At 72.4% G+C, this 25,295-nt stretch carries 21 protein-coding genes; 7 read left to right on the top strand and 14 right to left on the bottom strand.

What is annotated here, in order from left to right:
• Position 1 precedes the first annotated feature (1 nt).
• Positions 2-1,048, top strand: coding sequence for an Lrp/AsnC family transcriptional regulator (locus ACIBUY_RS38055; protein ID WP_399155081.1), 1,047 nt, complete (start codon positions 2-4; stop codon positions 1,046-1,048).
• Here ACIBUY_RS38055 and ACIBUY_RS38050 read toward each other — a convergent pair.
• From ACIBUY_RS38050 to glgA, 3 genes are all read right to left on the bottom strand, one after another.
• Positions 1,023-1,178 (bottom strand): acyl-CoA dehydrogenase family protein, encoded by a 156-nt coding sequence (locus ACIBUY_RS38050; RefSeq protein WP_399155080.1) that lies wholly within the window; start codon positions 1,176-1,178, stop codon positions 1,023-1,025. The two genes, ACIBUY_RS38055 and ACIBUY_RS38050, sit on opposite strands and share 26 nt — an antisense overlap.
• Before the next feature lie 276 nt (positions 1,179-1,454).
• Entirely contained in the window at positions 1,455-2,672 is a 1,218-nt protein-coding gene (glgC, locus tag ACIBUY_RS38045; RefSeq protein ID WP_365578113.1) for a glucose-1-phosphate adenylyltransferase, read from the bottom strand.
• Positions 2,673-2,698: 26 nt separating this feature from the next.
• A complete protein-coding gene (gene glgA / locus ACIBUY_RS38040; RefSeq protein ID WP_365578131.1) occupies positions 2,699-3,856 on the bottom strand; it encodes a glycogen synthase in 1,158 nt (385 codons plus the stop codon).
• A gap of 306 nt (positions 3,857-4,162) precedes the next feature.
• Here glgA and ACIBUY_RS38035 point away from each other — a divergent pair, with 306 nt between their 5' ends.
• Positions 4,163-5,173, top strand: coding sequence for a DMT family transporter (locus tag ACIBUY_RS38035; protein WP_365578111.1), 1,011 nt, complete (start codon positions 4,163-4,165; stop codon positions 5,171-5,173).
• Here ACIBUY_RS38035 and ACIBUY_RS38030 read toward each other — a convergent pair.
• Positions 5,163-6,404 (bottom strand): transglycosylase family protein, encoded by a 1,242-nt coding sequence (locus ACIBUY_RS38030; RefSeq protein ID WP_399155079.1) that lies wholly within the window; start codon positions 6,402-6,404, stop codon positions 5,163-5,165. The two genes, ACIBUY_RS38035 and ACIBUY_RS38030, sit on opposite strands and share 11 nt — an antisense overlap.
• A gap of 100 nt (positions 6,405-6,504) precedes the next feature.
• The gene (locus ACIBUY_RS38025) at positions 6,505-7,476 is read right to left on the bottom strand and encodes an acetylxylan esterase (protein WP_365578107.1); all 972 of its coding nucleotides are present in this window, start codon (positions 7,474-7,476) and stop codon (positions 6,505-6,507) included.
• Positions 7,477-7,598: 122 nt separating this feature from the next.
• On the opposite strand from ACIBUY_RS38025, the gene gndA reads away from it, so the two are divergent.
• On the top strand, positions 7,599-9,038 hold the full coding sequence (gene gndA / locus ACIBUY_RS38020) for an NADP-dependent phosphogluconate dehydrogenase (RefSeq protein ID WP_365578105.1): 1,440 nt from the start codon (positions 7,599-7,601) through the stop codon (positions 9,036-9,038).
• A 303-nt stretch (positions 9,039-9,341) separates the two neighbouring features.
• Here the strand turns inward: gndA and ACIBUY_RS38015 are convergent, their stop codons facing one another.
• The 5 genes from ACIBUY_RS38015 to ACIBUY_RS37995 all read right to left on the bottom strand — a co-directional run bounded on the left by ACIBUY_RS38015 (position 9,342) and on the right by ACIBUY_RS37995 (position 12,313).
• Positions 9,342-9,779, bottom strand: coding sequence for a nitroreductase family deazaflavin-dependent oxidoreductase (locus tag ACIBUY_RS38015; RefSeq protein ID WP_399155078.1), 438 nt, complete (start codon positions 9,777-9,779; stop codon positions 9,342-9,344).
• A 45-nt stretch (positions 9,780-9,824) separates the two neighbouring features.
• Positions 9,825-10,475, bottom strand: coding sequence for an aspartate/glutamate racemase family protein (locus tag ACIBUY_RS38010; RefSeq protein WP_365578101.1), 651 nt, complete (start codon positions 10,473-10,475; stop codon positions 9,825-9,827).
• Between the two features lie 27 nt (positions 10,476-10,502).
• On the bottom strand, positions 10,503-10,874 hold the full coding sequence (locus ACIBUY_RS38005) for a GNAT family N-acetyltransferase (RefSeq protein ID WP_399155077.1): 372 nt from the start codon (positions 10,872-10,874) through the stop codon (positions 10,503-10,505).
• A 33-nt stretch (positions 10,875-10,907) separates the two neighbouring features.
• Positions 10,908-11,330, bottom strand: coding sequence for an aspartate 1-decarboxylase (gene panD, locus ACIBUY_RS38000; RefSeq protein ID WP_399155076.1), 423 nt, complete (start codon positions 11,328-11,330; stop codon positions 10,908-10,910).
• Between the two features lie 119 nt (positions 11,331-11,449).
• Positions 11,450-12,313 (bottom strand): DUF1206 domain-containing protein, encoded by an 864-nt coding sequence (locus ACIBUY_RS37995; protein WP_399155075.1) that lies wholly within the window; start codon positions 12,311-12,313, stop codon positions 11,450-11,452.
• A 152-nt stretch (positions 12,314-12,465) separates the two neighbouring features.
• Between ACIBUY_RS37995 and ACIBUY_RS37990 the strand changes: the two genes are divergently transcribed.
• Positions 12,466-13,557 carry a glutamate--cysteine ligase gene (locus tag ACIBUY_RS37990; RefSeq protein ID WP_399155074.1) on the top strand — a complete coding sequence of 364 codons (1,092 nt, stop codon included), beginning with the start codon at positions 12,466-12,468 and terminating at the stop codon, positions 13,555-13,557.
• A 73-nt stretch (positions 13,558-13,630) separates the two neighbouring features.
• Here ACIBUY_RS37990 and ACIBUY_RS37985 read toward each other — a convergent pair whose 3' ends face one another.
• The gene (locus tag ACIBUY_RS37985; RefSeq protein ID WP_365578093.1) at positions 13,631-15,088 is read right to left on the bottom strand and encodes a catalase; all 1,458 of its coding nucleotides are present in this window, start codon (positions 15,086-15,088) and stop codon (positions 13,631-13,633) included.
• A gap of 207 nt (positions 15,089-15,295) precedes the next feature.
• Positions 15,296-16,312, bottom strand: a complete 1,017-nt coding sequence (locus ACIBUY_RS37980; protein ID WP_399155134.1) for an NADP-dependent oxidoreductase — start codon at positions 16,310-16,312, stop codon at positions 15,296-15,298.
• 134 nt (positions 16,313-16,446) lie between these two features.
• On the opposite strand from ACIBUY_RS37980, the gene ACIBUY_RS37975 reads away from it, so the two are divergent.
• A complete protein-coding gene (locus ACIBUY_RS37975) occupies positions 16,447-16,965 on the top strand; it encodes a winged helix-turn-helix transcriptional regulator (protein WP_399155073.1) in 519 nt (172 codons plus the stop codon).
• A gap of 237 nt (positions 16,966-17,202) precedes the next feature.
• On the opposite strand, the gene ACIBUY_RS37970 is transcribed toward ACIBUY_RS37975, so the two are convergent.
• Together ACIBUY_RS37970 and ACIBUY_RS37965 are read right to left on the bottom strand one after the other, a co-directional pair.
• Positions 17,203-19,956, bottom strand: coding sequence for an ATP-binding protein (locus ACIBUY_RS37970; RefSeq protein ID WP_399155072.1), 2,754 nt, complete (start codon positions 19,954-19,956; stop codon positions 17,203-17,205).
• Positions 19,957-20,115: 159 nt separating this feature from the next.
• The gene (locus ACIBUY_RS37965; RefSeq protein ID WP_399155133.1) at positions 20,116-22,020 is read right to left on the bottom strand and encodes an ABC transporter ATP-binding protein; all 1,905 of its coding nucleotides are present in this window, start codon (positions 22,018-22,020) and stop codon (positions 20,116-20,118) included.
• A gap of 199 nt (positions 22,021-22,219) precedes the next feature.
• Here ACIBUY_RS37965 and bglX point away from each other — a divergent pair, with 199 nt between their 5' ends.
• Together bglX and ACIBUY_RS37955 are read left to right on the top strand one after the other, a co-directional pair.
• On the top strand, positions 22,220-24,493 hold the full coding sequence (bglX, locus tag ACIBUY_RS37960) for a beta-glucosidase BglX (protein ID WP_399155071.1): 2,274 nt from the start codon (positions 22,220-22,222) through the stop codon (positions 24,491-24,493).
• A gap of 23 nt (positions 24,494-24,516) precedes the next feature.
• Entirely contained in the window at positions 24,517-25,284 is a 768-nt protein-coding gene (locus tag ACIBUY_RS37955) for a crotonase/enoyl-CoA hydratase family protein (protein ID WP_399155070.1), read from the top strand.
• Positions 25,285-25,295: the final 11 nt, after the last annotated feature.

Genomic DNA, 25,295 nt, shown 5'->3' with positions numbered 1-25,295 from the left:
AGTGGTGCAGGAATCCGGCAGGATGGTGCTCGACGACCTGGACCAGGCCCTCGTGCACGCCCTGCAGATCGCGCCGCGGGCCGGCTGGGCCCGCATCGGCGCGGCGATCGGGGTGGATCCGGTGACGGTGGCCCGCCGCTGGACCCGGCTGACGGAGGCGGGCGCCGCCTGGGTCAGTTGTCATCCGGCGCCGGTCGTCGCCGAGTCCGGCCAGGGGTGTCTGGCGTTCGTCGAGGTCGACTGCGCGAACGGCCGGCTGTCCGCCGTCGCCCGTGCGCTGACGGCCGAGCCGCACGTGGTGGCGGTCGAGCACGTCAGTGGCGGACGCGACCTGCTGCTGACGGTGTTCGCGCCGCGGCTGTCGGCGCTCACCCACTGGGTGACGCACCGGCTCGGCGCGCTGGAGGGCATCGTCGCCACCCGCACCCATCTGGCGAGCACCGTCTACACGGAGGGCAGCCGCTGGCGGCTGCGCGCGCTGGACGCCGAGCAGATCGCCCGCCTCACCGACACGTCGCCGGGCCGCGCGGACGCGCCGGTCTTCGAGCTGACCGATCTCGACCACGCGTTGCTCGCCGAGCTGTCGGTGGACGGCCGGGCGGGGCACCGCGCCCTCGCCGAGCGGTGCGGGACGAGCCCGGACACGGTGCGCCGGCGGGTGAACCGGCTGTTCGCCGCGGGCATGGCGCAGACCCGCTGCGAGGTGGCGAGGCCGCTGTCGGAGTGGCCGGTGTCGCTGATCCTGTGGGGCCGGGCGGCGCCGGGCGACCTGCGGGCGGTGGCCGAGCAGGTCACCGGCGCGCGTGAGGTGCGGCTGTGCGCGGGGGTGATCGGCCGCCACAACCTCAAGGTGATCGCCTGGGTCCGCTCGCTCGACGATGCGCAGCGCTTCGAGGTCCGGCTCGCCGAACGGGTGCCCGCCCTGACGGTGGTCGACCGGGCGGTGGCCCTGTGGCCGATGAAGCTCAACGGCCATCTCCTCGACGAGCGCGGCTACCGCACGGGCGCGGTGCCGATCGACGTCAGGGGCGTGGCTCCCTCGGCATGAGGAGGTCGCGCGCGATGCCGTTCTTCCGGATCTCGGAGGACCCGGTCAGCATCCGGAACATGCGCAACCGCCGGAACAGCCACTCCACTTCGGCGCCGCGCACCAGGCCCGCCTTGCCGTGGATCTGCACCGCCTCGTCGGCGATCCGGAAGGCGTCTCGGCGGCGAACAGCTTGCGCGCGCCGACCACGAGAAGGTCACGCCCCGGATCAGCGTCGACGTCCTGGCCCGCGCCAGGTTCGGCGAGCAACTCGCCGTGCTGCACTGGTGGTTGGAGTCGGATCCGCGCCCGATGCCACCGCAGGAGGCGACGCGCATGCTGCTCGGCCTGTCGCTGCGCGGCTGCTACTGGGCCAACGGCTTCGAGGGCGCGCCGCCGGACGCGGATCCGGTGTGACGGCTGCGGGTCAGTGCACCGCCTGCCCCTTGCCGAGGGCGATGACGCCCCCTTGGGAGACGGTGTAGAGCTCCGCGTCGCGGCCCGGGTTGACGCCGATGGTCGCGCCCGCCGGTACCTCGACGTTCTTGTCGAGGACGGCACCGCGCACCACCGCTCCGCGTCCCACGCGGACGTTGTCGTGGAGCACCGAGCCCTGCACGACGGCGCCGTCCTCGATCGTCACGCCCGGTGACAGGACCGACCTGGAGACCTGGCCGCGGATGACGCAGCCGGGACTGACGATCGACTCGCTCACCATGCTGGCCGCGCAGAACTTGGCGGGCGGCAGCTGCCCCGAGTGGGTGTAGATGGGCCAGCGCCGGTTGTCGAGGTTGAACTCCGGCTCGTCCGAGACGAGGTCCATGTGGGCCTCGTAGTAGGAATCGAGAGTGCCGACGTCGCGCCAGTAGCCGTGGTCGCGGTCGGTCTCGCCGGGGACGTGGTTGCCGTCGAAGTCGTAGACCTGGGCGACGCCGCGCTCGGTGAGCAGCGGCAGGATCGAACCGCCCATGTCGTGCGCCGAGTTCTCGTCCTCCGCGTCCTGGTGCAGCGCGTCCAGGAGGATCTTCGTGGTGAACAGGTAGTTGCCCATGGAGGCGAAGACCTGGTTCGGGCTGCCGGGCAGCGGCGGCGGGTTCGACGGCTTCTCCAGGAACGCCTCGACGCGCGTGCCGTCGCGGGCCGGCGTGATGATCCCGAACTGCGGGGCCTGCGCGCGCGGCACCCGGATGCCGGCGACGGTGACGCCCGCGCCGGTCTCGATGTGCTGGGCGAGCATCTGCCGCGGGTCCATCCGGTAGACGTGGTCGGCGCCGAACACCGCGATGAAGTCCGGCTGTTCGTCGTGCACGAGGTTGAGGGACTGCAGGATCGCGTCGGCGCTGCCCGAGTACCAGCGCGGCCCGAGGCGCTGCTGCGCCGGAACGGGCGTGACGTAGTTGCCGAGCAGGCTCGACATCCGCCAGGTCGTGGTGACGTGCCGGTCGAGCGAGTGCGACTTGTACTGCGTCAGGACGCAGACCCGCAGGATGTCACCGTTCACGAGATTCGACAGGACGAAGTCGACCAGGCGGTACGTGCCGCCGAAGGTCACCGCGGGTTTCGCCCGGTCCGCGGTCAGCGGCAGCAGCCGCTTGCCCTCTCCTCCCGCCAGTACGATCCCGAGCACCGAAGGCCCACCGCGCATGCCAGCCCCCTTCAAGTCCCGGCGTGCTAGCCGCCGTTGAGGATCTCCCCGTACACCTCGGCCGTGCGGCGGGCGACGGCGTGCCAGCCGAACTCCGCCGCGGCCCGCTCCCGCCCGGCGTCCCCCATGCGGCGCGCCGCCTCGGGGTCGCCGACCACCTCGTTCAGGGCGCGGGCGAGGCCCGCCTCGAACCCCTCTGGGTCCGTCTGCGCGTACGGCACGAGCAGGCCCGTCTCCCCGTCGGCCACCACCTCGGGGATGCCGCCGACCTCGGAGGCGACTACGGCGGTGCCGCAGGCCATGGCCTCCAGGTTGACGATGCCGAGCGGCTCGTACACCGAGGGGCACACGAACACCGAGGCGTGCGTGAGGAGTTGGACGACCTCGCCGCGCGGCAGCATGGACGGGATCCAGCACACTCCGTCGCGGGTCTTCTTCAACTCCTCGACCAGCTCCCGGAATTCGCGCCCGATCTCCGGGGTGTCGGGAGCGCCCGCGCACAGCACGACTTGCACGCCCGGGGTCAGGTCGCGGGCGGCGCGCAACAGATGGGGCACGCCTTTCTGGCGCGTGATGCGGCCGACGAAGACGACGTAGGGGCGGCGCGGGTCGATGCCGTGGCGGCGCAGCACGTCCGTGCCGGGGTCGGCGTGGTACAGCGACACGTCGATGCCGTTGTGCACGACGCGGACGCGCTTGGGCTCCAGGGCCGGGTAGCAGGCGAGGATGTCGTCGCGCATCGCCCGGGACACGGCGATGACGCCGTCGGCGGCCTCGATCGCGGTCCGCTCGGCCCACGCCGACAGTGCGTAGCCGCCGCCGAGCTGCTCGGCCTTCCAGGGGCGCAGCGGCTCCAGGGAGTGGGCGGTCATCACGTGCGGTATGCCGAGGTGGAGGGCCGCGAGGTGGCCGGCGAGGTTCGTGTACCAGGTGTGGGAGTGGACGAGCTCGCGGCCTTCGAGGGCGGCGGCCATGGAGAGGTCCACGGAGAGGGTGCGCAGCGCGTCGTTCGCCCCGTCGAGCACCGGCCAGGCGCGGTGGCGGCGCACTCCGTCGGCGGTGCCCTCGCCCCAGGTGTGCACCTCGAGGTCGACGAGCGGCCTCAACTCCCGTGCCAGGAACTCGACATGGACCCCGGCGCCGCCGTAGACGTCCGGCGGGTACTCCCTCGTGAGCAGTCCCACTCGCACGCGCGGCCCCCGTCGTCGGATCCCACCCACGGCTCGGGTGGGTCGTGCTCGCCCAGAAAGGTTGTGCTCGCTCGTCTCTCATGGTCAGGCATCGGCGCCGTACACGGAAGAGCGCGGACGGCACGGAGGGCTTCCCGTGTCCCGCGGGCACCCGCCCTGGGGATGACTCGGCAGGCGGCCTACTCCATCGGCAGTAGGACCCAATGCCTGCTCAGGTCGGACGACAGGAGAGCCGGGGAGAGAGATCGTAGAGGGTATGAGAACCGATCGTGCCGCGAGCCGCATCGCCGGAGGCGCCATATGAGTGCCCTGGCGCTGTCCGTGCTGCTCTCCCTCGTCTCCGCGGTGGCCTACGCCGGCGGGGCGATCGTGCAGGAGCGGGTCGCGCAGACGTCACCGGAGTCGGCGTACGCGCCGCTGCGCAGGCCCGCCTGGTGGGGCGCGGGCTGTCTGAACGGTCTGGGTGCGCTGCTGCACGTCGTGGCGCTGGCCTGTGGACCGCTGAGCCTGGTGCAGCCCCTGGGCGCCCTCACGATCGTGCTGGCGCTGCCCATGGCGGCCCTGCTGGTGGGGCGCAGGGCGGGTTCCACCGCCTGGCGCGGGGCCATCATGGCGACGGTCGGGCTCGCGGGCCTGCTGGCGCTGACGGGATCGGCCTCCGAGGACTCCCTGGACGGTGCGGAGCGCCTGCTGGTGGGCCTGATCACGGCCGGTGGCGTGCTGGTCCTGATGACGTCGGCGCGGGCCGCGCACCGGCACCCCGTGGTGCGTGCGGTGCTGCTCGCGGTCGCGGCGGGCGGCGCGTTCGGCATGGCGTCGGTGTTCACGAAGTCCGTGGCCGTGGACTGGTCGGGCAACCCGTTCGAGCAGCTCACGAGCCTGCTGGCGATCGCCGCCCTGGCCACGACCGGCATGCTCCTGTCGCAGGCCTCGTACCGGGGCGCGGGCCTGGCCGCGCCCCTGGCGACCGCGACCGTGGTGAACCCGGTGGCGGCGGCGGCCGTCGGCCTGACCCTGTTCGGCGAGTCCTTCCGGTACGGGACGGTGGGCACGGCCCTGGCACTCGGCTGCGGCGTCGTGGCCGCGGGCGGCCTGATCCTGCTGACGACCGAGCGCATCGGTCAGGGCCGCGGCACGCACGTGGTCGCACAGCACGCGGCACAAGCACCCACACCGGCACCGGCCGCCGCGCAGGACGCGGACGACGCGGAGGTTCCGGTGGTCCCCGACAGCCCGGCCGGACTCGACGGCATGCCGAGCCAGCCCAAGCCGCCCGCCGGCGAACCGGCGGTGGAGAACGTCAGATCCTGACGCCGTGGGCCCGCAGATATCCCAGCGGGTCGACGTCGCTGCCGAAGCCGGGCCCGGTCCGCACCTCGAAGTGCAGGTGCGGGCCCGTGCTGTTGCCGGTGGACCCGGAGCGGGCGATGCGCTGGCCCTCCACCACGCGCTGGCCGCTCTTCACGGACAGGGCCGACAGGTGTCCGTACTGGCTGTAGTGGCCGTCGGCGTGCCGGATCACCACTTGGTAGCCGTACGAGCCGCCCCAGCCCGCGTCGACGACCTGACCTGCGGCGATGGCCTTGACGGAGGTGCCGGTGGGCACGGCGAAGTCCACGCCCGTGTGGTAGCCCTTCGACCAGGAGGAGCCGGCCGCGTGGTACGGGGTGCCGAGGGAGGCCTGGACGGGGGCGACGACGCCGTGCGAGGCGGTCTTCGTGGCCGTCCGGGTCTTCTTCGGCTGCGTCTGGTGCTGGGACGGCGCCTTCTTCGTCCCGGTCTTCTTGGTCTCGGTCTTCTTCGGCGCGGACTGCTTGGGCGCGGACTGCTTCGGCTCGGCCTTCTTCGGCTCGGCCGTCTTGGGAGGGGCCTTCTTCGGCTGCGTCGTGTGGGGCTGTCGCGTCTTCCCGGGCGCTGCGGCCCTCGCGGACGCGCCCGGCACGGACAGGCGCTGACCCGGCAGGATCAGGTCCGGGTCGGCGCCGACGGTCCGGCGGTTGGCCTCGTAGAGCCGCTGCCAGCCGCCGGGCACCTTGCGGGAGTCGGCGATGCCCGAGAGGGTGTCGCCGCTGATCACCGTGTACATCTCCGTGCGGCCCGCCGTCGACTGGGGCGTGACCTCGGGCTTCACGTCCGTGACCGGGCGCACCGCGGCCCGCTCGGGTGTCCGGGCGAGGCCCGCCCGCTGACCGCACACCGGCCAGGCCCCGGGCCCCTGCCCCTCGAGGACCTTCTCGGCGACGGCGATCTGCTGGCTCTTCGTGGCCTGGTCGGCGCGGGGCGCATACGCGGTGCCGCCGTACGCGGCCCAGGTGGAGCGGGTGAACTGCAGGCCGCCGAAGTAGCCGTTGCCCGTGTTGATGCTCCAGTTGCCGCTCGACTCGCAGGCGGCCACCTTGTTCCAGGTGTGCGCGTCCGCGGCCTGCGCCGCGCCCGCTCCGATGAGGGGGATCGCCATGCCCGCGCCCCCGACGGTCACGGTGAGCGACGCGCGATTGACCCGGCTCGGCTGATACCGGCGATGCCGGCCCCGTAACGCCATGAAAGCCCCCTCCGGAACCCGTGCAGGCACACGTAGGAGCGGCAAATTAGCCGCTCCTACGCAGTCATGACAAGAGCTCCTCAAGCCACGGTGGCGACTTTCAGCCCCTCAAGTGGCCCGGAATCCAGCGCAGTTGGACCGCCTGCTGGAAGGGGCCGCCACCCTCGTGGTCGTTGAAGGCGTACACCTCCATGGACCGCTCGGCACCGGCCCAGTGGTTGTACGCGGCGAACACCGTGGACGGCGGGCAGGTCAGGTCCTCCAGGGCCGCGGAGAACAGGCCGGGCGCGGTGGCGCGGGCCGCGAAGTTCATGCCGTCGAAGTACGAGAGCGTACGGAAGACGCGCTCGTCCTCGCCGATGTGCGCCTTCAGGTAGAGCGCGATCTCGCGGTACGGGTGACGCTCCGTGAGCGTGGCCGCGCGGCCGAAGTGGCACAGGAACGGCACGTCGGGCGCGGCCGCCTTGAGGTCGGGGACGAGACCGGCCACCGCGATGGTGATGCCGCCGCCCTGGCTGCCGCCGGTCACGGCCACGCGCGAGGCGTCCACGAGCGGGTGCGAGCGGGCCGCGTCCACGGCGCGCACGCCGTCGGTGTACACGCGCCGGTAGTAGTAGTCGTGCGGGTCCTGGACACCGCGCGTCATGAAGCCGGAGACCGAGGGAGCGCTGCCGACCGGGTCCGTGGTGTCACCGACCGAGCCGCCGCTGCCCTGGCCGCGGGTGTCCATCACGAAGTGCGCGAATCCGGCCGCCGCCCACCTGAGGTGCGTGTGCGGCAGGCCGCGGCCGCCGCTGTAGCCGATGTACTCGACCACGGCCGGTATCGGCTCGGTGGTGCCCGCGGGAAGGATCAGCCACCCCTTCACGGGATGCCCGCCGAAGCCCGCGTACGTAACGTCGAATACGTCCACTGCCGTGTACGGGACGTCGACCGGCTCGAAGCGCGCGTCGAGGTCGTGTTCCCTGGTCTCGGCCAGGGTCTTCTCCCAGAAGGCGTCGAAGTCGTCGGGGGCCGTCAACGCGGGCTTGAACGCCCGCAGTTCGTCGAGCGGCAGGTCGAAATGAGGCACGCACGGCTCCAGGATCGTAGAGAGTTCGAACGAGTTGCGTGGGGGGACGGATACCTACGCTACGCCTCACGGCGCGACAACTGAACAAGATCCATCAGTTTCCCAATACAGGAGCGACAGGCATGAGCACTACAGCGCAGATCGGTGTCACGGGGCTCGCCGTCATGGGGCGCAATCTGGCCCGGAACTTCGCCCGCAACGGGTACACGGTCGCCCTCCACAACCGCACCGCGGCCCGCACCCACCAGCTGGTGTCGGACTTCGGCGAGGAAGGCATCTTCGTCCCCACCGACACCGCCGAGGAGTTCGTGGCCGCCCTGGAACGGCCGCGGCGCCTCGTCGTCATGGTGAAGGCGGGCGAACCCACCGACGCGGTGATCAAGGAGTTCGCGCCGCTCCTGGAGCCCGGCGACATGATCGTCGACGGGGGCAACGCGCACTTCGCCGACACCCGGCGCCGCGAGAAGGAACTCAGGGAGCAGGGCATCCACTTCGTCGGCACGGGCGTCTCCGGCGGCGAGGAGGGCGCGCTGCACGGCCCGAGCATCATGCCCGGCGGCAGCGTCGAGTCGTACGACTCGCTCGGCCCGATGCTGGAGAAGATCTCCGCGAAGGCGAAGGACGGAGCCCCGTGCGTGACGCACGTCGGCCCGGACGGCGCGGGCCACTTCGTGAAGATGGTGCACAACGGCATCGAGTACGCCGACATGCAACTTATCGGCGAGGCCTACCAGTTGCTGCGCGACGTCGCCGGGTACTCCCCCGCGCAGATCGCCGACATCTTCCGTACGTGGAACACGGGCCGCCTGGACTCGTATCTGATCGAGATCACGGCGGAGGTCCTGTCCCATGTGGACGCGGCCACCGGCAAACCGTTCGTGGACGTCGTCCAGGACCAGGCCGAACAGAAGGGCACCGGCCGCTGGACGGTGCAGATCGCGCTCGACCTGGGCGTGCCGGTGTCCGGCATCGCCGAGGCGGTGTTCGCGCGGTCGCTGTCCGGGCACGCCGAACTGCGCGCCGCGTCGCGGGAGTTGGCCGGTCCGACGGCGAAGCCCCTGAGCGAGTCCGAGGCCGCGGCCTTCGCCGACAAGGTCGAACAGGCCCTGTACGCCTCGAAGATCGTGTCGTACACGCAGGGCTTCCACGAGATCGCCGCGGGCAGCGAGGAGTACGACTGGGACATCGACCTGGGCGCGGTCGCCCGCATCTGGCGCGGCGGCTGCATCATCCGGGCGGCGTTCCTCGACCGGATCACGGCGGCCTACGAAGCCGAGCCCGGCCTGGTGTCCCTCCTGTCGGACAAGGGCTTCGCCGACGAGATCGCGGCGGCGCAGGACGACTGGCGTGCCGTCCTGGTCGCCGCGACCACGCAGGGCGTGCCGACGCCGGGCTTCGCCGCGGCGCTCGCGTACTACGACGCGCTGCGCGCCGAGCGCCTGCCGGCCGCGCTCACGCAGGGCCAGCGGGACTTCTTCGGCGCGCACACGTACCGGCGCACCGACCGCGAGGGCTCGTTCCACACGCTGTGGGGCGGGGACCGCTCCGAGGTCGACGCCTAGCACCTACACCGGTGACGGCTCGGGCTCCGGCGGTGCCGGGTCGGGTTCCGGCTTCGGCCCCGGTGGCACCGGCGACGGCGAGGGCTCCGGCACGGGCCGGGGCCCCGGCGTCGGAAGCGGGTCCGGCGTCGGGAACGGGTCGGGGACGTCGGGTCCCGGCACGGGGACGGGGCTCGGCGGGACGGGGTCGGGGAACGGATGGGTCATGGCTCTGCCTCCAGAGGTTCGGAGGGGGGTCCTGTCCACTGTCTCCCGGGTCGCGTGCCCACGCCTGCCGAGTCCACGCGTCAAAGGGCCGTTCGATCAGCCGTTCGTGCGGGTCAGACGGACGACGGGGATGTCCCGGTCGGTCTTCTTCTGGTAGGCCGCGTACTGCGGGAACAGCTCGACCAGCGAGTCCCAGACCCGCGCCTTGTCCTCGGCGGACAGCGTCTCGGCCCGCGCCTCGAACCGCTCGGTGCCCACGCGCAGCCGTACGTCCGGGTTGGCCTGGAGGTTGAGGTACCACAGGGGGTGGGCGTCGGAGCCGCCGTACGAGGCCACGATCAGGTAGTCGTCGCCGTCACGCCCGTAGATGAGGACGGTGCGCCGCCACTGCCCCGACTTGCGGCCCTGATAGTCGAGCAGCAGGCACGGGACGCCCTGGATGGTGGTGCCCTTCGTGCCGCCGGACTCCTCGTACGTCCGCGCCTGGTCCGCCACCCAGCCGGTCGGGCTGATGACGACGTCGGTGTCTGCCATGGCCGCTGCTCCTCTGTCGGGGTCGTCGGGGGAACTCCCTTCAACCTAAGCGGTTTTGGCGCGCTCGCATTCCGTGGCCGCGGCGTCGAGCCCGGGCCGCGGGCTGGACAGCACGGGCACGGCGGTACGGGCCCGGTCGGCGGCGTCGGCCATGGAGGCCTGCGCGAGGACGATCGCGTCGGCGTCCGTGACGGCGTCGACCGCGGCGGCGACCTTGTCGAGGTAGCCGTCCCGGTCACCGGCGAGGAAGCACTCCCAGGCGTCCGCCACGAACACGGGCCGCACGTCGACGGTGCGCCCCGCGCGGGCGGCCTCCTCCTCGACGAGGGCGACCGTCGGACCGAACGTGCTGTGCACCGTGGCGACGACGGCGATCCGCGCGCCCGCGGCGACGGCCCGCGCGGCCATCGGCCGGTCGACGCGCAGCACGGGCACTGCGAGGGCGCCGCCCAGGTCCTCGGCGATGCCGCCGATGCTGGAGCAGGTGCACAGGACCGCGTCCGCGCCGTCCCGCTCGGCGGCCTCGAGGAGCGCGCGCACGTCGTCGGCGACGGAGTCGGGCCCGGTCTCCATCGCACGCTCCAGCAGGTCCTCCCGTACGACGTGGCGCAGCGTGAGGTCCGGGTGGCCCGCGGCGCGCAGGGCGTCGAAGACGGGAACGTGGACCGGCGAGGTGTGCAGGAGCGTGACGATCATGCCCCGCACCCTATGCAGCCGCCCCGGTCACCACTTCCCGGGGTCGGCGGCGAGCGCGTCCTGCGCGGCGGTGAGCAGTTCGGCGGAGACGGCCGGGGCCTCGCCCGGGTGCCGCTCGGCCCACTTCACGACGAACGGGCACAGCGGCGCGACGGCGATGCCCTCGCGGGCGGCGATGGCGTACAGCTCGCGCGCGAGCGAGCCCGCGATGCCCTTGCCCTCGTGCTGCGGCTCCACGATGGTGTGGACCGGGACGAGGGCGCGCTGCGGCTCGTCGAGCACGAAGTACTGGATGTACCCGACGATCTCGCCGTCCGACGTGTCGGCGCCGGTGCGGGCCAGCAGGAGGCCCCGGTCCCGGTCGTCGTGGATCTCGATGTCGCTGCTCATGGGGCTCATGGGGCTCTCCTGCCGTCCTGGACGAGGCGGATCTCAGCTCGCGGGTACCGCGTGGGGGCTGCGCGTCACGTCGCCGCCGGGCACCGGCTCGGACGGGTCCGCGCCGAGCGCCACGATCCTGTTGTCCCGGTCCACGTGCACGACCGAGGGTCGCAGCGACCGCGCCTCGGCGTCGTCGACCTGAGCGTAACTGATGATGATCACGAGGTCGCCCGGGTGCACGAGGTGCGCTGCCGCCCCGTTGATCCCGATGACGCCGGAGCCGCGTTCGCCCTCGATGACGTACGTCTCCAGACGTGCGCCGTTGTCGATGTCGACGATGTGCACGAGCTCGCCCGGCAGCAGATCGGCGGCGTCCAGCAGGTCCGCGTCGATGGTGACCGAGCCGACGTAGTGCAGGTCGGCCTGGGTGACGGTGGCCCGGTGGATCTTGGACTTGAACATGGTGCGCAGCATGGATGCACTCCTGAAAAATCGGCTCCCTGCCTGCCTTTGTGCAGGTCAAGGGCGTACTCATCAGGGTACAGCGGGGCGGGTTTCCGTACTCCTGTCCCAGGGATTTCGAGACCCAGCTCTCACACCCGCCGGCAGCGGGCCAGCAGGCAGGAGAACAGGCCGAACAGGACCAGTCCCCCGGCGACCAGGATCAGCAGCCACGGCCCTGCGGGTGTGCGGGCCAGGCTGCGCAGGGCTCCGTCCATGCCCTTCGCCTCGTCGGGGTCGTAGTGGAGCGCCGCGCTGACGACGAAGACGCCGGCCGCCGTGTAGATCAGGCCACGGGCCAGGCCGCCGACGACGCCGAGGACGTCGACCGTCCGGTCCAGGCCGCGGGGCAGCTTCGCCTTCTCCAGGTGCTTGCGGAAGGTGCGCCGCGCGGCGCGCACGCCGACGCCCACGCCGATGCCCATCACCACGAGGCCGGCAAACCCCACCAGCCAGCGGCCCAGCGGGAGTTCGAGGGCCCGCGCGGTCAGGTCCTGCGAGGTGGCGTCACTGCCCGAACCGCCCTTGGACGCGATCACGAACGACAGCACGGACACGGCCATGAACCCGTAGAACACGCAGCGCACGGCGGACAGCGCCCGCTTGCCCTGCTTCGAGCCGTCCGGGCCCGACGCGCCGAACACCGCCTCGGTGAAGCGCCACACGGCCAGGCCGACCAGGCCGATGCCCACCGCCCACACCAGGACTTCGCCCCACGGCTGACGCGCCAACTCCCGTACGGCGCCGCTGCTGTCGGCCTCGTTGCCCGAGCCTCCGTCGTCGCCGAGGGCGATGCGCAGGGCCAGGATGCCGATGAGTACGTACAACACGCCCCGTGCGGCGAGTCCCCACCGCGCCCCGATGTCGACGGCCGAACTCCGCGCCGCCCTGCGGGCCTTGCCGGTCTTGCCGGTCCTCGCGGATCGCAGGCCTCGCAGGACCCCGGTCGCTGCCATCGCGTGTCCTCCCTCGCGCCGCCGCCACCGGACACGGTGACCGGCGGCAAGGCCCGAATGCCCCCGCAGTCGGCTGTTGAACGTGCCGGTTTGGTCGGCGGCGCCGGGGACAACCGGTCCCCGGAGCCCGTTATCGCGTGGGGACGTGACGTATGCGCAGTGTCGGTGTGGAAGAGGAACTCCTGCTCGTCGACCGGGCGAGCGGCGAGCCCCGGGCGCTGTCCAGCGCGGTGCTCGCGGCGGCCGCCCGCAAGGAGGACGAGGACCTCTTCGAGGCGGAACTCCACCGCGAGCAGCTGGAGTTCGCCACGCGTCCGCGCGAGGCGATGGCGGACCTCGCCCGGGACATCACCCGCTGGCGCGCGGCGGCCGCCGATCACGCGGAGCGGCTCGGCGCCACGGCCGCCGCGCTGGCCACGTCACCGCTTCCGGTGAGCCCCACCATCAGCAGCGGCACGCGCCACCAGTGGCTCGCGGATCACTTCGGCCTCACCACGCAGGAACAGCTCACGTGCGGCTGTCACGTCCACGTGTACGTGGAGTCCGACGAAGAGGGCGTCGCCGTGCTGAACCGGATCCGTCCCTGGCTGTCCGTCCTGGTCGCGCTGAGCGCCAACTCACCGTTCTGGCAGGGCAAGGACTCCGGGTACAGCAGCTATCGCAGCCGGGTGTGGGGGCGCTGGCCGTCCGCGGGGCCCGTGGAGCTCTTCGAGGACGCGGCCGCGTACCACGACCAGGTCGGCGCCATGGTCGCCACCGGTGTCGTACGGGACCCGGGCATGGTCTACTTCGACGCCCGGCTCTCCGCGGCCCACCCGACCGTGGAGGTGCGCGTCGCCGACGTCTGTCTCGAACCGTCGACGACCGTGCTGCTGGCCGTGCTGGTGCGCGGCCTGGTCGAGACGGCGGCCCGGCAGTGGCGGGCCGGTGTGCCCCCGGCCGCCCACCCGGTGGCTCTGCTGCGGCTCGCGGCCTGGCGTGCGGGCCGTTCGGGCCTCGACGACCAGCTGGTGAGCCCCGCGCAGATGCGTCCCGTGCCGGCCGAGTCCGCGGTGGAGGCGCTGTTCGCGCACGTGCGCCCCGCGCTGGAGGACACCGGCGACCTCGCCGAGGCCCGCGACCGGCTGGACCGGCTGCTGCGCGACGGCAACGGGGCGCGCGTGCAGCGTGAGGTCCACCGGCGCACCGGGAGCCTGCGGGAGGTCGTGGCGGAGTGCGTGCGACGCACCCACGGCGGCGCGTGACCGGCGCCCCGGGGCCCGGCCGGTCGGGCCTGACCCCGGTGCGCACGGTCCAGGCGCGTCCGCACCGGATCGGTCAGGCCTTGGCGCGCACGCCCTGTTCGATGCGTTCCCCGATCGACTTGTCGATGTTCGACCAGTAGGCGAACGCGCGGGTCAGGACGGGTTCGCTCACGCCGTCCAGCAGGTGGCCCACGACGTTGTCCACGAGCCTGTCGCGCGCGGCGTCGTCGAGGACCTCGCGCACCATCGTCCCTGCCTGGCCCCAGTCGTCGTCCTCGGCGTGGTCGACGTTGGCGGCGCGGGTGATCTCCCCGTCCGCGTACCAGCCGGGCGGCGTCCCGTACTGCTGCGTGTCGGCCGCGGGGCCGCCCTTGGAGTTCGGCGCGTAGACCGGGTCCGTGGTCTTCCGGTAGGCCATCGCCCCGTCCTTGGAGTACGTGTGGACGGGCACGACCGGTGCGTTGACCGGCAGTTGCTGGTAGTTGCCGCCGATCCGGTGGCGGTGGGCGTCCGCGTACGAGAACAGCCGGCCCAGCAGCATCCGGTCGGGGCTCGGGCCGATGCCGGGCACGAAGTTGTTCGGCTGGAAGGCGGCCTGCTCGATCTCCGCGTGGTTGTCGGTGGGGTTGCGGTCCAGGGTCATCCGCCCGACCTCGGTCAGCGGGTAGTCGGCGTGCGGCCAGACCTTGGTGAGGTCGAACGGGTTGAACCGGTACGTCGCCGCGTCCTCGTACGGCATGACCTGCACGTGCAGCGTCCAGCTCGGGAAGTCGCCGTCGCGGATGTGCTCGAAGAGGTCACGGGTGTGGAAGTCGGTGTCGGTGGCGCACATCTGGTCGCCCTCGTCCTGCGTGAAGAACTCGATGCCCTGGTCGGTCTTGAAGTGGTACTTCACCCAGAAGCGCTCGCCCTGGGCGTTGATCCACATGTAGGTGTGGGACGTGTAGCCGTTCATGTGGCGCCAGGTGCGCGGGATGCCGCGGTCGCCCATCAGCCAGGTGACCTGGTGGGCGGATTCCGGGGACAGCGTCCAGAAGTCCCACTGCATGTCGTGGTCGCGCAGGTTGTTGTCGGCGCGGCGCTTCTGGGACCGGATGAAGTGCTGGAACTTCATCGGGTCCTTGATGAAGAACACCGGGGTGTTGTTGCCGACCATGTCGTAGTTGCCTTCGCTGGTGTAGAACTTCACCGCGAAGCCGCGCGGGTCGCGCCAGGTGTCCGGGCTGCCGCGCTCGCCCGCGACCGTGGAGAACCGGGCGACCAGTTCGGTGCGGGTGCCCGGCTGGAAGAGTGCCGCCCTGGTGTAGGCGGTGACGTCGCCCGTGACCTCGAAGTGGCCGAAGGCGCCGCTGCCCTTGGCGTGCGGCTGCCGCTCGGGGATCCGTTCACGGTTGAACTGCGCCATCTGCTCGATCAGGTACGAGTCCTGGAGCAGGATCGGGCCGCCCGCCCCGACGGTGAGCGAGTGCTCGTCGCTCTCCACCGGGGCCCCCGAATCCGTGGTGGTGGCGGGGGAAACGTCCTGGGTCATGGATCTGCCTCTCGTCGTGCCGGTCGGTGACACGCGGCTCGCGCGCGGCTGCGGCCGTACCGTGTGCCCACAGGCCGGGCAGCCATACGCACGACCTTCGGCCGCATGTCCCGGTAGATCGTTTGACCCGGTTCGTCCCCGTCAAACGCGCCGCCGCGCTCAGCGGGCGTTCCTGGTGCTCCTGCCGACGCCCTGGGGCCTGGGCCCTCACTCCATCGTGATGACGACCTTGCCGGCCTTGGCGCGGCCCTTCTCGACGTACTCCAGCGCCTGAGGGGTCTCGTCGAACGGGAAGACGCGGTCGACGACGGGGCGGATCCTGCCGTCGTCGATCAGGGGGGTCAGTTCGCGCAGCTGGACACCACTGGCCCGCATGAAATGGAACGTGTAGCGCACGCCGAGCCGCTTGGCCCTGCGCCGGATCGTGAAGCTGAGGGCGCTCATCACCACCCGGAGCACAGGGTTCAGGCCCAGCTCGCGGGCGAAGGCCGGGTCGGGCGGGCCCGCGACGCTGACGGCCAGGCCGCCCGGCTTCAGCACCTGCAAGGACCGCGCCAGGTTGTCGCCGCCGAGGCTGTCGAGGACGACGTCGTAGTCGTGGTCGAGGACGGTCACGAAGTCCTGCGTCCGGTGGTCGACGACGACGTCGGCGCCGAGCTCCTCGACGAGGTCGGCCTTGGCCCCGCTCGCGGTGGCGGCGACGTGCGCTCCGAGCGCCTTCGCCAGTTGGACGGCGATGCTGCCCAGGCCGCCGGCGCCCGCGTGCACGAGGACCTTCTGGCCCGGCTGTACGCGCGCCCGCTCGACCAGGACCTGCCAGGCGGTCAGGGCGACCAGCGGCAGCGACGCGGCCTCCGCCATCGTGAGCGTGGCGGGCTTGGGCGCCAGGTCGTCCTGGTGCACGGCGATGAGTTCGGCGAAGGCGCCGATGCGGTCCTTGTCCGGCCGCGCGAAGACCTCGTCGCCGACCGTGAACCGGGTGACGGCTGAGCCCACCCCGACGACTTCCCCGGCGAGGTCGTTGCCCAGGACCAGCGGAAGCTCGTACGGCAGGAACGTCTTGAAAGCGCCGTCGCGGAGCCGGAGGTCGAGCGGGTTGACGCTTGCCGCGTGGATCTTGACCAGGACATCGTCGGCGCCCATCTGCGGGGCGGGGCGTTCGGCGGCTCGTACTCCGGTCCCGGCGCCCTTGGTGCCGTACTTCTCGATCAGGAAGGTCTTCATCGTTCTTCCCATGGTGGTGCTCCTTGGTGGATCGGTGTCGTACGCGCCCTTCGCATGCGGCGGGTCGTGCCTACACTCACGACGCTACGCGCTGAGTATAGAAAAGTAAACTCAGGTGTGGTTAGAGTCGCCCCATGAACGAATGGACCACCGCTCGTCAGGACACCGCCGGGGATCCCCGCCTGGACCGGGACACCTCGAACTGCTCGATCGCGCGGACCCTGCAGATCGTGGGCGACAAGTGGACGATCCTGATCCTCCGCGAGATCTGGTACGGCTCGTCCCGCTTCGGCGACATCGAGCACGTCCTCGGTTGCCCCCGCAACCTCCTCGCGACGCGGCTGAAGATGCTCGTGGCGGAGGGCATCCTGGCCACCGACACGTACCAGGAGCCGGGAGCCCGCAGCCGACCGAAGTACGTGATCACACCCAAGGGCACAGACCTCGCCCCGGCCATCCTCGGCCTCCTTCAGTGGGGCGACCGCTACCGCGCCGACCCGGAGGGCCCCGCCGTTGTGCCGCGGCACCGGGAGTGCGGCGGGCACGTCGACGTCCGGATCTGCTGCGATCAGGGCCACCCGGTGGAGGCCGGGGACATCGAGAACACGCCCGGGCCCGGATTCCGCATGAAGCCGGCGGGCGAACGGAGCTGACGCGCGCCCCGAGGTGGCGTCCCTCGACGTGACGCCCGTCGTACTCCGGGGCCGTCGGTACGACTACATCAACCGTCGTACGGCCCCGGGCCCCGATCCCAGGGTTTTCACCGTGGCCAGGGGCGGCGTACAGGTCCATCGTGGAGGACACGGAAGCGCACGGGTCTTCCGGTACGGGGGAACAAACGGGGGACGGGGGTGCCCGCAGCGGGCACCCCCGCTGTATGCCCGGACCCCTCAGGGTCCTGCGGACTGGCTGAGCAGGCGCACCAGTTGGGCCCTGCGGTGGACCCCTTCGAGCTTGCGGTAGATGTTGCCGAGGTGGAACTCGACCGTCTTGACGCTCAGGAAGAGCTGCTCGGCGGCCTCGTGGTTGGTGACGCCGCGGCCGACGGCGAGGGCGACGCGCAACTCCTGCGGGGTCAGCCCGTCGAGCGGGGTACGGCCCGCGGGGACCCGGTCGCCGCCCGCCGCGTGGAGTTCGGCGGCGGCGCGGGCCGCCCAGCCCCCGGCGCCGAGCCGCTCGAACGTGGCGAGGCCGCGCCGCAGCCACCGCCGCGCCTCGCTGCGCCTGCCCTGGCGGCGCAGCAGTTCACCGCGGGTGAATTCGATGCGGCCGCGCTCGAACGGGGCGGACACGGCTCCGAGTTGGGCGAGTGCGCGGTCCAAGTGGGCCTCGGCGTCGGCCGGTTCGAGCATGGCCCGGCAGCGGGCGGCAGCGGCGGCGGTGATCGGGCGGTGTCCGCGGCCCGCCTCGTGCACCAGGACGCGCAGCGCCTCGTGCGCCTCCTCGGTGCGGTGGAGGTGGGCGTAGGCGTCGGCGAGGTCGGCGGCCCAGGAGAGGTAGAGGCCGTCGCCGCGGCCGTTGGCGAGGGAGAACTCCCGCACTTTTTCCAGGTGCCCGGCGGCCTCCTCGAAGCGGCCGAGGCCCAGTTCGAGCAGGCCGAGTGCGCCGTGGGCGCGGGCTGCGTCCATGGGCAGGTCGGCGGTCGCGGCGAGGGCGGCGGCCTGGGCGCCGTGGCGGCGGCAGTCGGTCTCCCGGTTGAGGGCGGCCTCGGCCTTGGCCTGGGCGGCGAGCGCCCGGCACACCTCGATGACACGCCCGGTGTCCTCGCCGAGGCGGGCGGACTCGTCGGCGTGGGCGAGCGCGGCGTTCCACTCGCCGCGCCAGTACTCGACGACGGACAGGGTGCCGAGCAGGTGCGCGAGCAGGCCCACGGTGCTCGAGGTGCGGGCGGCGTGCACGGCGCGGTCGAGCAGGGCGTATCCCTCGTCGAGCTCCTCGGCGGCGAGATGGCACAGGCCGCCGACGCCGGAGACGGGGTAGGGGAACGCCAAGTCCGGTGCGGCGAGCGGCTTTTCGAGTTCGCGCAGCAGTGCGCGCCCGTCGTCCGCGTCGCCGCCGAGGAGCTGGACGAGCGCGTGCAGCAGGCGTACGGGGAGCGCCGCGGCCGGGTCGCCGAACGCCTCGGTGATCTGCATCGACTCGGCGGAGGTGAGGCGGGCCGCGGTGAGGTCGCCGATGGCGAGTTCGGTGAGGGTGATGCCGCCGAGCATGACGGCGGCGAGGGCCGGGTCGACGCGGCGGGCCTCGTCGACGGCGGCGCGCAGCTGTTCGCGGGCCCGGGCGGGCCGGCCCCGCTGGATGTCGACGTAGCAGCGGAGCCCGCGCACCTCGAGCCGGGTCCGTTCGTGGGCGGAGTGGCCGAGGGCCCGGTCGAGGAGGTCGGCGGCCTCGTCGAGGGAGCCGGCCGCCTGGGCGGCGCGGGCGGCGGACAGCAGGCGGCGCGCCTTGTGCTCCTCCTCCGGCGTGAAGCGGGCCGCGTGCGCGTACAGGCGGGAGGCGAGCGGGAGGGTGAGGCTGCCGGGGCCGCCGGACGCAGCGCGTTCGAGGGCGGCGGCGACCTGTTCGTCGGGGTCGGCGCCGGACTCGGCGAGGTGCCAGGCGTAGCGTTCGAGGGCGGTGGGGGCCGTGGCGTCCTGGAGGGCGTGGGCGACGGTGCGGTGGGCACGCCAGCGGCGCCCCGCGCTGGCGCCGTGGTAGACGCCGGAGCGCACGAGGGGGTGCCGGAAGACGTAGGCGCCTTCCTCCACGGTCATCAGCCCTGCCCGCTCGGCCGGTTCGAGCGCCGAGTAGGTCAACTCGTGGGCTCGCAGTACGCGTTCGGTTCCGACAAGGGGCCGCGGGCCGAGGACAGCGAGCAGCAGCATGGCGTCCTGCGTCGGCGCGGGCAGTTGGGCGATGGCGCTGTGGAAGGTGCGGGCGAGCATCTCGCCGATGGGCAGCGGGGCGCCGGTGTCGGGGCGGTGGCCGCCGCGGGTGAGCAGGGCGGGCAGTTCGACGAGGGCGAGGGGGTTGCCGCGGGCCTCCGCGAGGAGCCAGGTGACGTCGTGCGGGGACAGGGGTTCGGCGGCGACGAGCCGCCGTGCCGCGTCGGCGTCCAGGCCGCGCAGGGTGAGCGTCTCGACCGGCGCGAGGCGGGAGGCCGCGTCGCCGGTGTCCCGGGTCGCGAACAGGGCGACGATGCCCTCGCGGCTCAGGCGGCGGGTGGCGAAGGCGAGGGCGTCCAGGGAGTACGGGTCGAGCCACTGCGCGTCGTCGACGATCACCAGGGCCGGGCCCGTGTCGCTGACCGCGCCGAGGAGGCTGAGCGTGCCCGCCGCCACACCGAACCGGTCCTGGGCGACGGCCGGGCCGAGCGCGAGGGCTCCGGTGAGGGCGGCGGCCTGGCGGTCGGGGATGCGGTCGAGGTGGTCGGTGACCGGCCGGAAGAGGTCGGCCAGTCCGACGTACGGGAGTCGGGACTCGGCCTCGATGCCGTGGGTCCGCAGCTGGGTGAGGTCCCCGGCGATCGACTCCGCGTACTGCAGCAGGCTGGTCTTGCCGATCCCGGCCTCTCCGCGGATCACCAGGGCGGTGCTCCGTCCCCTGCGGGCGTCCTCGACGAGGTCGGCGATCCGCGCGCATTCCGCTGTGCGACCCAGCAGCATGAAACCCAGGGTAACCGCGGGCAGTTGCCCCCGACATGGGTCAACTGGTCCCATGCCGGGTGGAGTTGGGGGAGATTCGGGGTGGATGGGGAGCAGGTCCGCCGCGGGGCCGGGCCGCGCGGGGCGCATCGCCCGCCCCGGCGGGGACGGCCCCGCGCCTCACGCCGCCTCCACCACCCCGTCCCCCAGCTGCTCCCGCTCCCCCGCCGCGAACTGTGTCCGGTACAGCTCGGCGTAGCGGCCGGCGGCTTCGAGGAGGGTGTCGTGGGTGCCCTGTTCGACGATCCGGCCGTCCTCCAGGACGAGGATGCGGTCCGCGGAGCGGATGGTGGACAGGCGGTGGGCGATGACGATCGCCGTGCGGTCCGCGAGGGCCTCGGTGAGCGCTTCCTGGACCGCGGCCTCGGAGGTGTTGTCGAGGTGGGCGGTGGCCTCGTCGAGGATGACGATGCGCTGGCGGGCGAGGAGCAGGCGGGCGATGGTCATGCGCTGGCGTTCGCCGCCGGAGAGCCGGTAGCCGCGTTCGCCGACGACGGTGTCCAGGCCGTCCGGCAGGGAGTGCACGAGGGCCTCGAGGCGGGCGCGGCGCAGCGCGTCCCACAGGTCGGCCTCGCTCGCGCCCGGCCGGGCGAGGAGCAGGTTGGCGCGGACCGAGTCGTGGAACAGGTGGCCGTCCTGGGTGACCATGCCGAGCGTGGCCCGCAGCGACGCCTGGCTCAGGTCGCGCACGTCGACGCCACCGATCCGGACGGCTCCGGCGTCGGTGTCGTAGAGGCGGGGCAGCAGTTGCGCGATGGTCGACTTGCCGGCGCCCGAGGAGCCGACGAGGGCGATGGTCTGGCCGGGTTCGGCGCGGAAGGAGATGCCGTGCAGGACTTCGGCGCCGCCGCGGGTGTCGAGCGAGGCGACCTCTTCGAGGGAGGCGAGGGAGACCTTGTCGGCGGACGGGTAGGCGAAGCGGACGTCGTCGAACTCCACCGTGACCGGTCCTTCCGGCACGTCGCGGGCGTCCGGCTTCTCGTCGATGAGGGGCTCGAGGTCGAGGACCTCGAAGACGCGCTCGAAGCTGACGAGGGCGCTCATGACCTCGACGCGCGCGCCGGCGAGGGAGGTCAGCGGCGCGTACAGGCGGGTGAGGAGCAGGGCGAGCGACACGACCGCGCCGGCTTCGAGGGTGCCGTCGAGGGCGAAGTAGCCGCCGAGCCCGTAGACGAGCGCGAGCGCCAGGGCGGAGACCAGGGTCAGGGCGGTGATGAACGCCGACTGGGCCATCGCCGTACGGACGCCGATGTCGCGCACCCGCGCCGCCCGCTCGGCGAACTGGGCCGACTCGTCCTCGGGCCGTCCGAACAGCTTGACCAGCGTGGCACCGGGCGCCGAGAAGCGCTCGGTCATGCGGGTGCCCATCGCGGCGTTGTGGGCGGCGGCCTCGCGCTGGAGTCCTGCCATGCGGCTGCCCATGCGGCGGGCGGGCAGCACGAACACCGGCAGCAGGAGGAGCGCGAGCAGGGTGATCTGCCAGGAGAGGGTCAGCATGACGGCGAGGGTCAGCAGGAGCGTGACCACGTTGCCGACGACCCCGGAGAGCGTGTTGCTGAAGGCGCGCTGTGCGCCGATGACGTCGTTGTTGAGGCGGCTGACGAGCGCGCCGGTGCGGGTGCGGGTGAAGAACGCGACGGGCATCCGCTGGACGTGGTCGAAGACGGCGGTGCGCAGATCGAGGATGAGGCCCTCGCCGAGGTTCGCGGACAGCCAGCGGGCGACGAGCCCGAGGCCCGCCTCGGCGAGCGCGATGAGGGCGATGAGGAGGGCGAGCCGGATCACCACGCTCTGGTCGTCACCGCCGACGATCGCGTCGACGACGCGGCCCGCGAGCACCGGCGTCGCCACGGCGAGCAGCGCTGTCAGGATGCTCAGGGCCACGAACTGCAGGATGCGGCGCTTGTGCGGCCGGGCGAATCCGGCGATCCGGCGCAGGGTCGCGCGGGCGAAGGGGCGGCCCTGCGGCCCGCCGTTCTGGGCGTTCATGACGCTGTGCAGCTGCGTCCAGGCTGTGGTCTCCATGCTCATGCCGATGACGGTAGGACCTCAACCAATCTTGAGGTCAACAGCGGGACGGAAAACGGACCGCAGAAGTACGCCACACCTTTGGCCCACACCCCGGCCGGACCTCTTGACCCTCGCACCACCGGACCGTAGCTTCGCCTCAATTCTTGTACCCACCACACAAGTTGTGGGTCTCGGACTATCGGGAAGCGAAGACATGCCGGAGCTACGAAGGCGTACTCTGCTGTCCGCGATCGGCGTCACCGCCACCGCGGGGGCCGTCGTGACCAGCCAGTCCAGCACCGCGTCCGCACTGAGCGGCGGCCGCGGGGCATCGTACGAGGGCAAGGTCAGGGACCTGCTCTCCCGTATGACTCTCGAAGAGAAGCTCGGGCAGTTGCAGCAGCTTCCCTGGTCGTGGGATCTCAACCCGGGCTCCGGGTCGACGAAGGAGGTCGAGGACGCGGCGCGCGCGGGCCGGCTCGGCTCGGTGCTCAGCATCTTCGGCGCGAAGACCACGAACGCGCTGCAGCGCCTCGCCGTCGAGGAGTCCCGGCTCGGCATCCCGCTGCTGTTCGGCCTGGACGTCATCCACGGCTTCTGGACGAACTTCCCCATCCCGCTGGCGCAGGCAGCGAGCTTCGACCCCGAGGTGACCCGGACGGACGCGGCGGTGTCGGCGAAGGAGGCCCGCTCGAACGGGGTGCACTGGACGTTCTCGCCGATGATGGACGTCACGCACGAGCCGCGCTGGGGCCGCATCGCCGAAGGAAGCGGCGAAGACCCGTACCTCACCGCGCGGTTCGCCGCCGCGAAGGTCAAGGGGTACCAGGGCTCGGGCTACGGCGCGAAGGAGACCCTCGCCGCCTGCGCCAAGCACTTCGTGGCGTACGGCGGTGCGGAGGGCGGACGCGACTACAACACGGTCGACGTGTCCGAGTCGCGGCTGCGCAATCTCTATCTCCCGCCGTTCAAAGCCGCGTTGGACGCGGGCGTCGCCACCGTGATGGCGTCCTTCAACACGATCAGCGGCGTCCCGGCACACGGCAACGCGCACACCCTCACCGATGTCCTGAAGAAGGAGTGGGACTTCGACGGGTTCGTCGTCAGCGACTGGACGGGCGTGCAGGAGTTGATCGCGCACGGCTTCGCCGAGGACGGCGCGGACGCGGCGCGCCTCGCGCTGAACGCGGGCGTGGACATGGAGATGACCAGCACGAACCTCCTCACCAACGGCAAGCAGCTGCTGCGCTCCGGCACGATCACGCAGCGTCGGATCGACGACGCGGTCACGCGCGTGCTGCGCCTGAAGTACGCGCTCGGCCTGTTCGACGACCCGTACGTGGACGAGTCGGCCGCGATCACCGAGCCGTCGCCCGACGCACGCAGGGCGGCCCGGGCCGCGGGGTCCCGCTCGATGGTCCTGCTGAAGAACGACGGGGACGTGCTGCCCCTGAAGAAGTCGGTGAACTCCCTTGCCCTGGTGGGCCCGTTCGCCGACTCCGCCGATCTGCTCGGTACGTGGGTGGTGCCCGCGTCGGCCGAGCGGTTCCCGGCGGTGAAGGTGCTCGACGCGGTGCGCGAGGCGGCGCCCGACGCGAAGGTGACGTACGCGCGGGGCGTCGACCCCGAGGGCAAGGACACCGGCGGCATCGCCGAGGCGGTCGCGGTGGCGAAGGCGGCGGACGTCACCGTCGTGGTCGTGGGCGAACCGGCGGCGATGAGCGGGGAGGCGTCGGCCCGCAGCGACATCTCGCTCCCCGGCGACCAGGAGAAGCTGATCGCGGCGGTCGCGGGCACGGGCAAGCCGTTCGTGGTGGTGCTCGTGGGCGGCCGGCCCCTGACGATCGGCGACTGGCTCGACTCCGCACCCGCCGTCCTGCTGGCCTGGCACCCCGGCACCGAGGCGGGCCACGCGCTCGCGGACGTGCTGTTCGGCGAGGTGAACCCGGGCGGGAAGCTGCCGGTGTCGTTCCCGCGCACGGTCGGCCAGATCCCCATCCACTACAACCACGAGTCGACGGGCCGTCCCTTCGACGCGAACAACAAGTTCACGTCGAAGTACCTGGATCTGCCGCCGACCCCGCAGTTCCCGTTCGGCTTCGGGCTCAGCTACACGACGTTCGAGCTCGGCACACCGACGGCGAGCCGGGGCAGCGTCCGCGCGCGGGCGCTGCGGAGCGGCGACACGGTCGAGGTGTCGGTGCCCGTGCGCAACACCGGCTCGCGCAAGGGCGACGAGGTGGTGCAGCTCTACGTCCATGACGTGGCCGCGAGTATCACTCAACCGGTGCGCAGGCTGCGGGGGTTCGAGCGGGTCACGCTCGACGCGGGTGCGTCCACGACGGTCTCGTTCCGGCTCGGCGCGGACGATCTGGGCTTCTGGACCAATGACCCCTCAGGCCGATTCCTGCTGGAGGAGGGCACGTTCGAGCTGTTCGTCGGCACCGCGTCGACGGCGGGGGCCAGACTGACCCTGAAGGTCACGTAACCGTACTGCCGGGAGGAAGCCCCATGCCGTCCGTCCGCGTCGAACGCGAAGGTCCCGTCACCACGGTCGTCCTGTCCCGCCCCGGGGCCCGCAACGCGGTCGACGGGCCGACCGCCGCCCAACTGGCGGACGCCTTCCGGGAGTTCGAGGCGGACGAGACGGCGCGGGCGGCCGTCCTGTGGGGCGAGGGCGGCACCTTCTGCGCGGGCGCCGACCTGAAGGCGGTCGGGACGGCGCGGGGCAACCGGGTGGCGGAGGACGGGGACGGGCCGATGGGGCCGACACGGCTGAGGCTGTCGAAGCCGGTGATCGCGGCGGTCAGCGGCCACGCCGTCGCGGGCGGGCTCGAACTCGCCCTCTGGTGCGATCTGCGGGTCGCCGAACAGGACGCGGTGTTCGGCGTCTTCTGCCGCCGCTGGGGCGTCCCGCTGATCGACGGCGGCACGGTGCGGCTGCCGCGGCTGATCGGCGAGAGCCGCGCGATGGACCTGATCCTGACGGGGCGCCCCGTGCCCGCGCGGGAGGCGTACGAGATGGGCCTCGCCAACCGTCTGGTCCCGCCGGGCCGCGCCCGCGCCGCGGCACAGGAGCTGGCCGCGCAGCTGGTGGCGTTCCCCCAGGCGTGTCTGCGCAGCGACCGCGCGTCGGTGCGGGAGCAGGGCGGCGTGGACGAGGAGACGGCCATGCGCACCGAACTGCGCCACGGCGTCGGCGTGTTGAAGGAGGGGCTCGAAGGTGCGGGCCGGTTCGCCTCCGGGGAGGGGCGGCACGGGGCGTTCGGGCAGGGGTGAGCCGCGCTGCC

Source organism: Streptomyces sp. NPDC050085 (genome assembly GCF_044460595.1).
Classification (GTDB): Bacteria; Actinomycetota; Actinomycetes; order Streptomycetales; family Streptomycetaceae; genus Streptomyces.
Note: the sequence above shows the minus strand (reverse complement) of the source record. Positions and strands in the feature narration are given on the sequence as shown.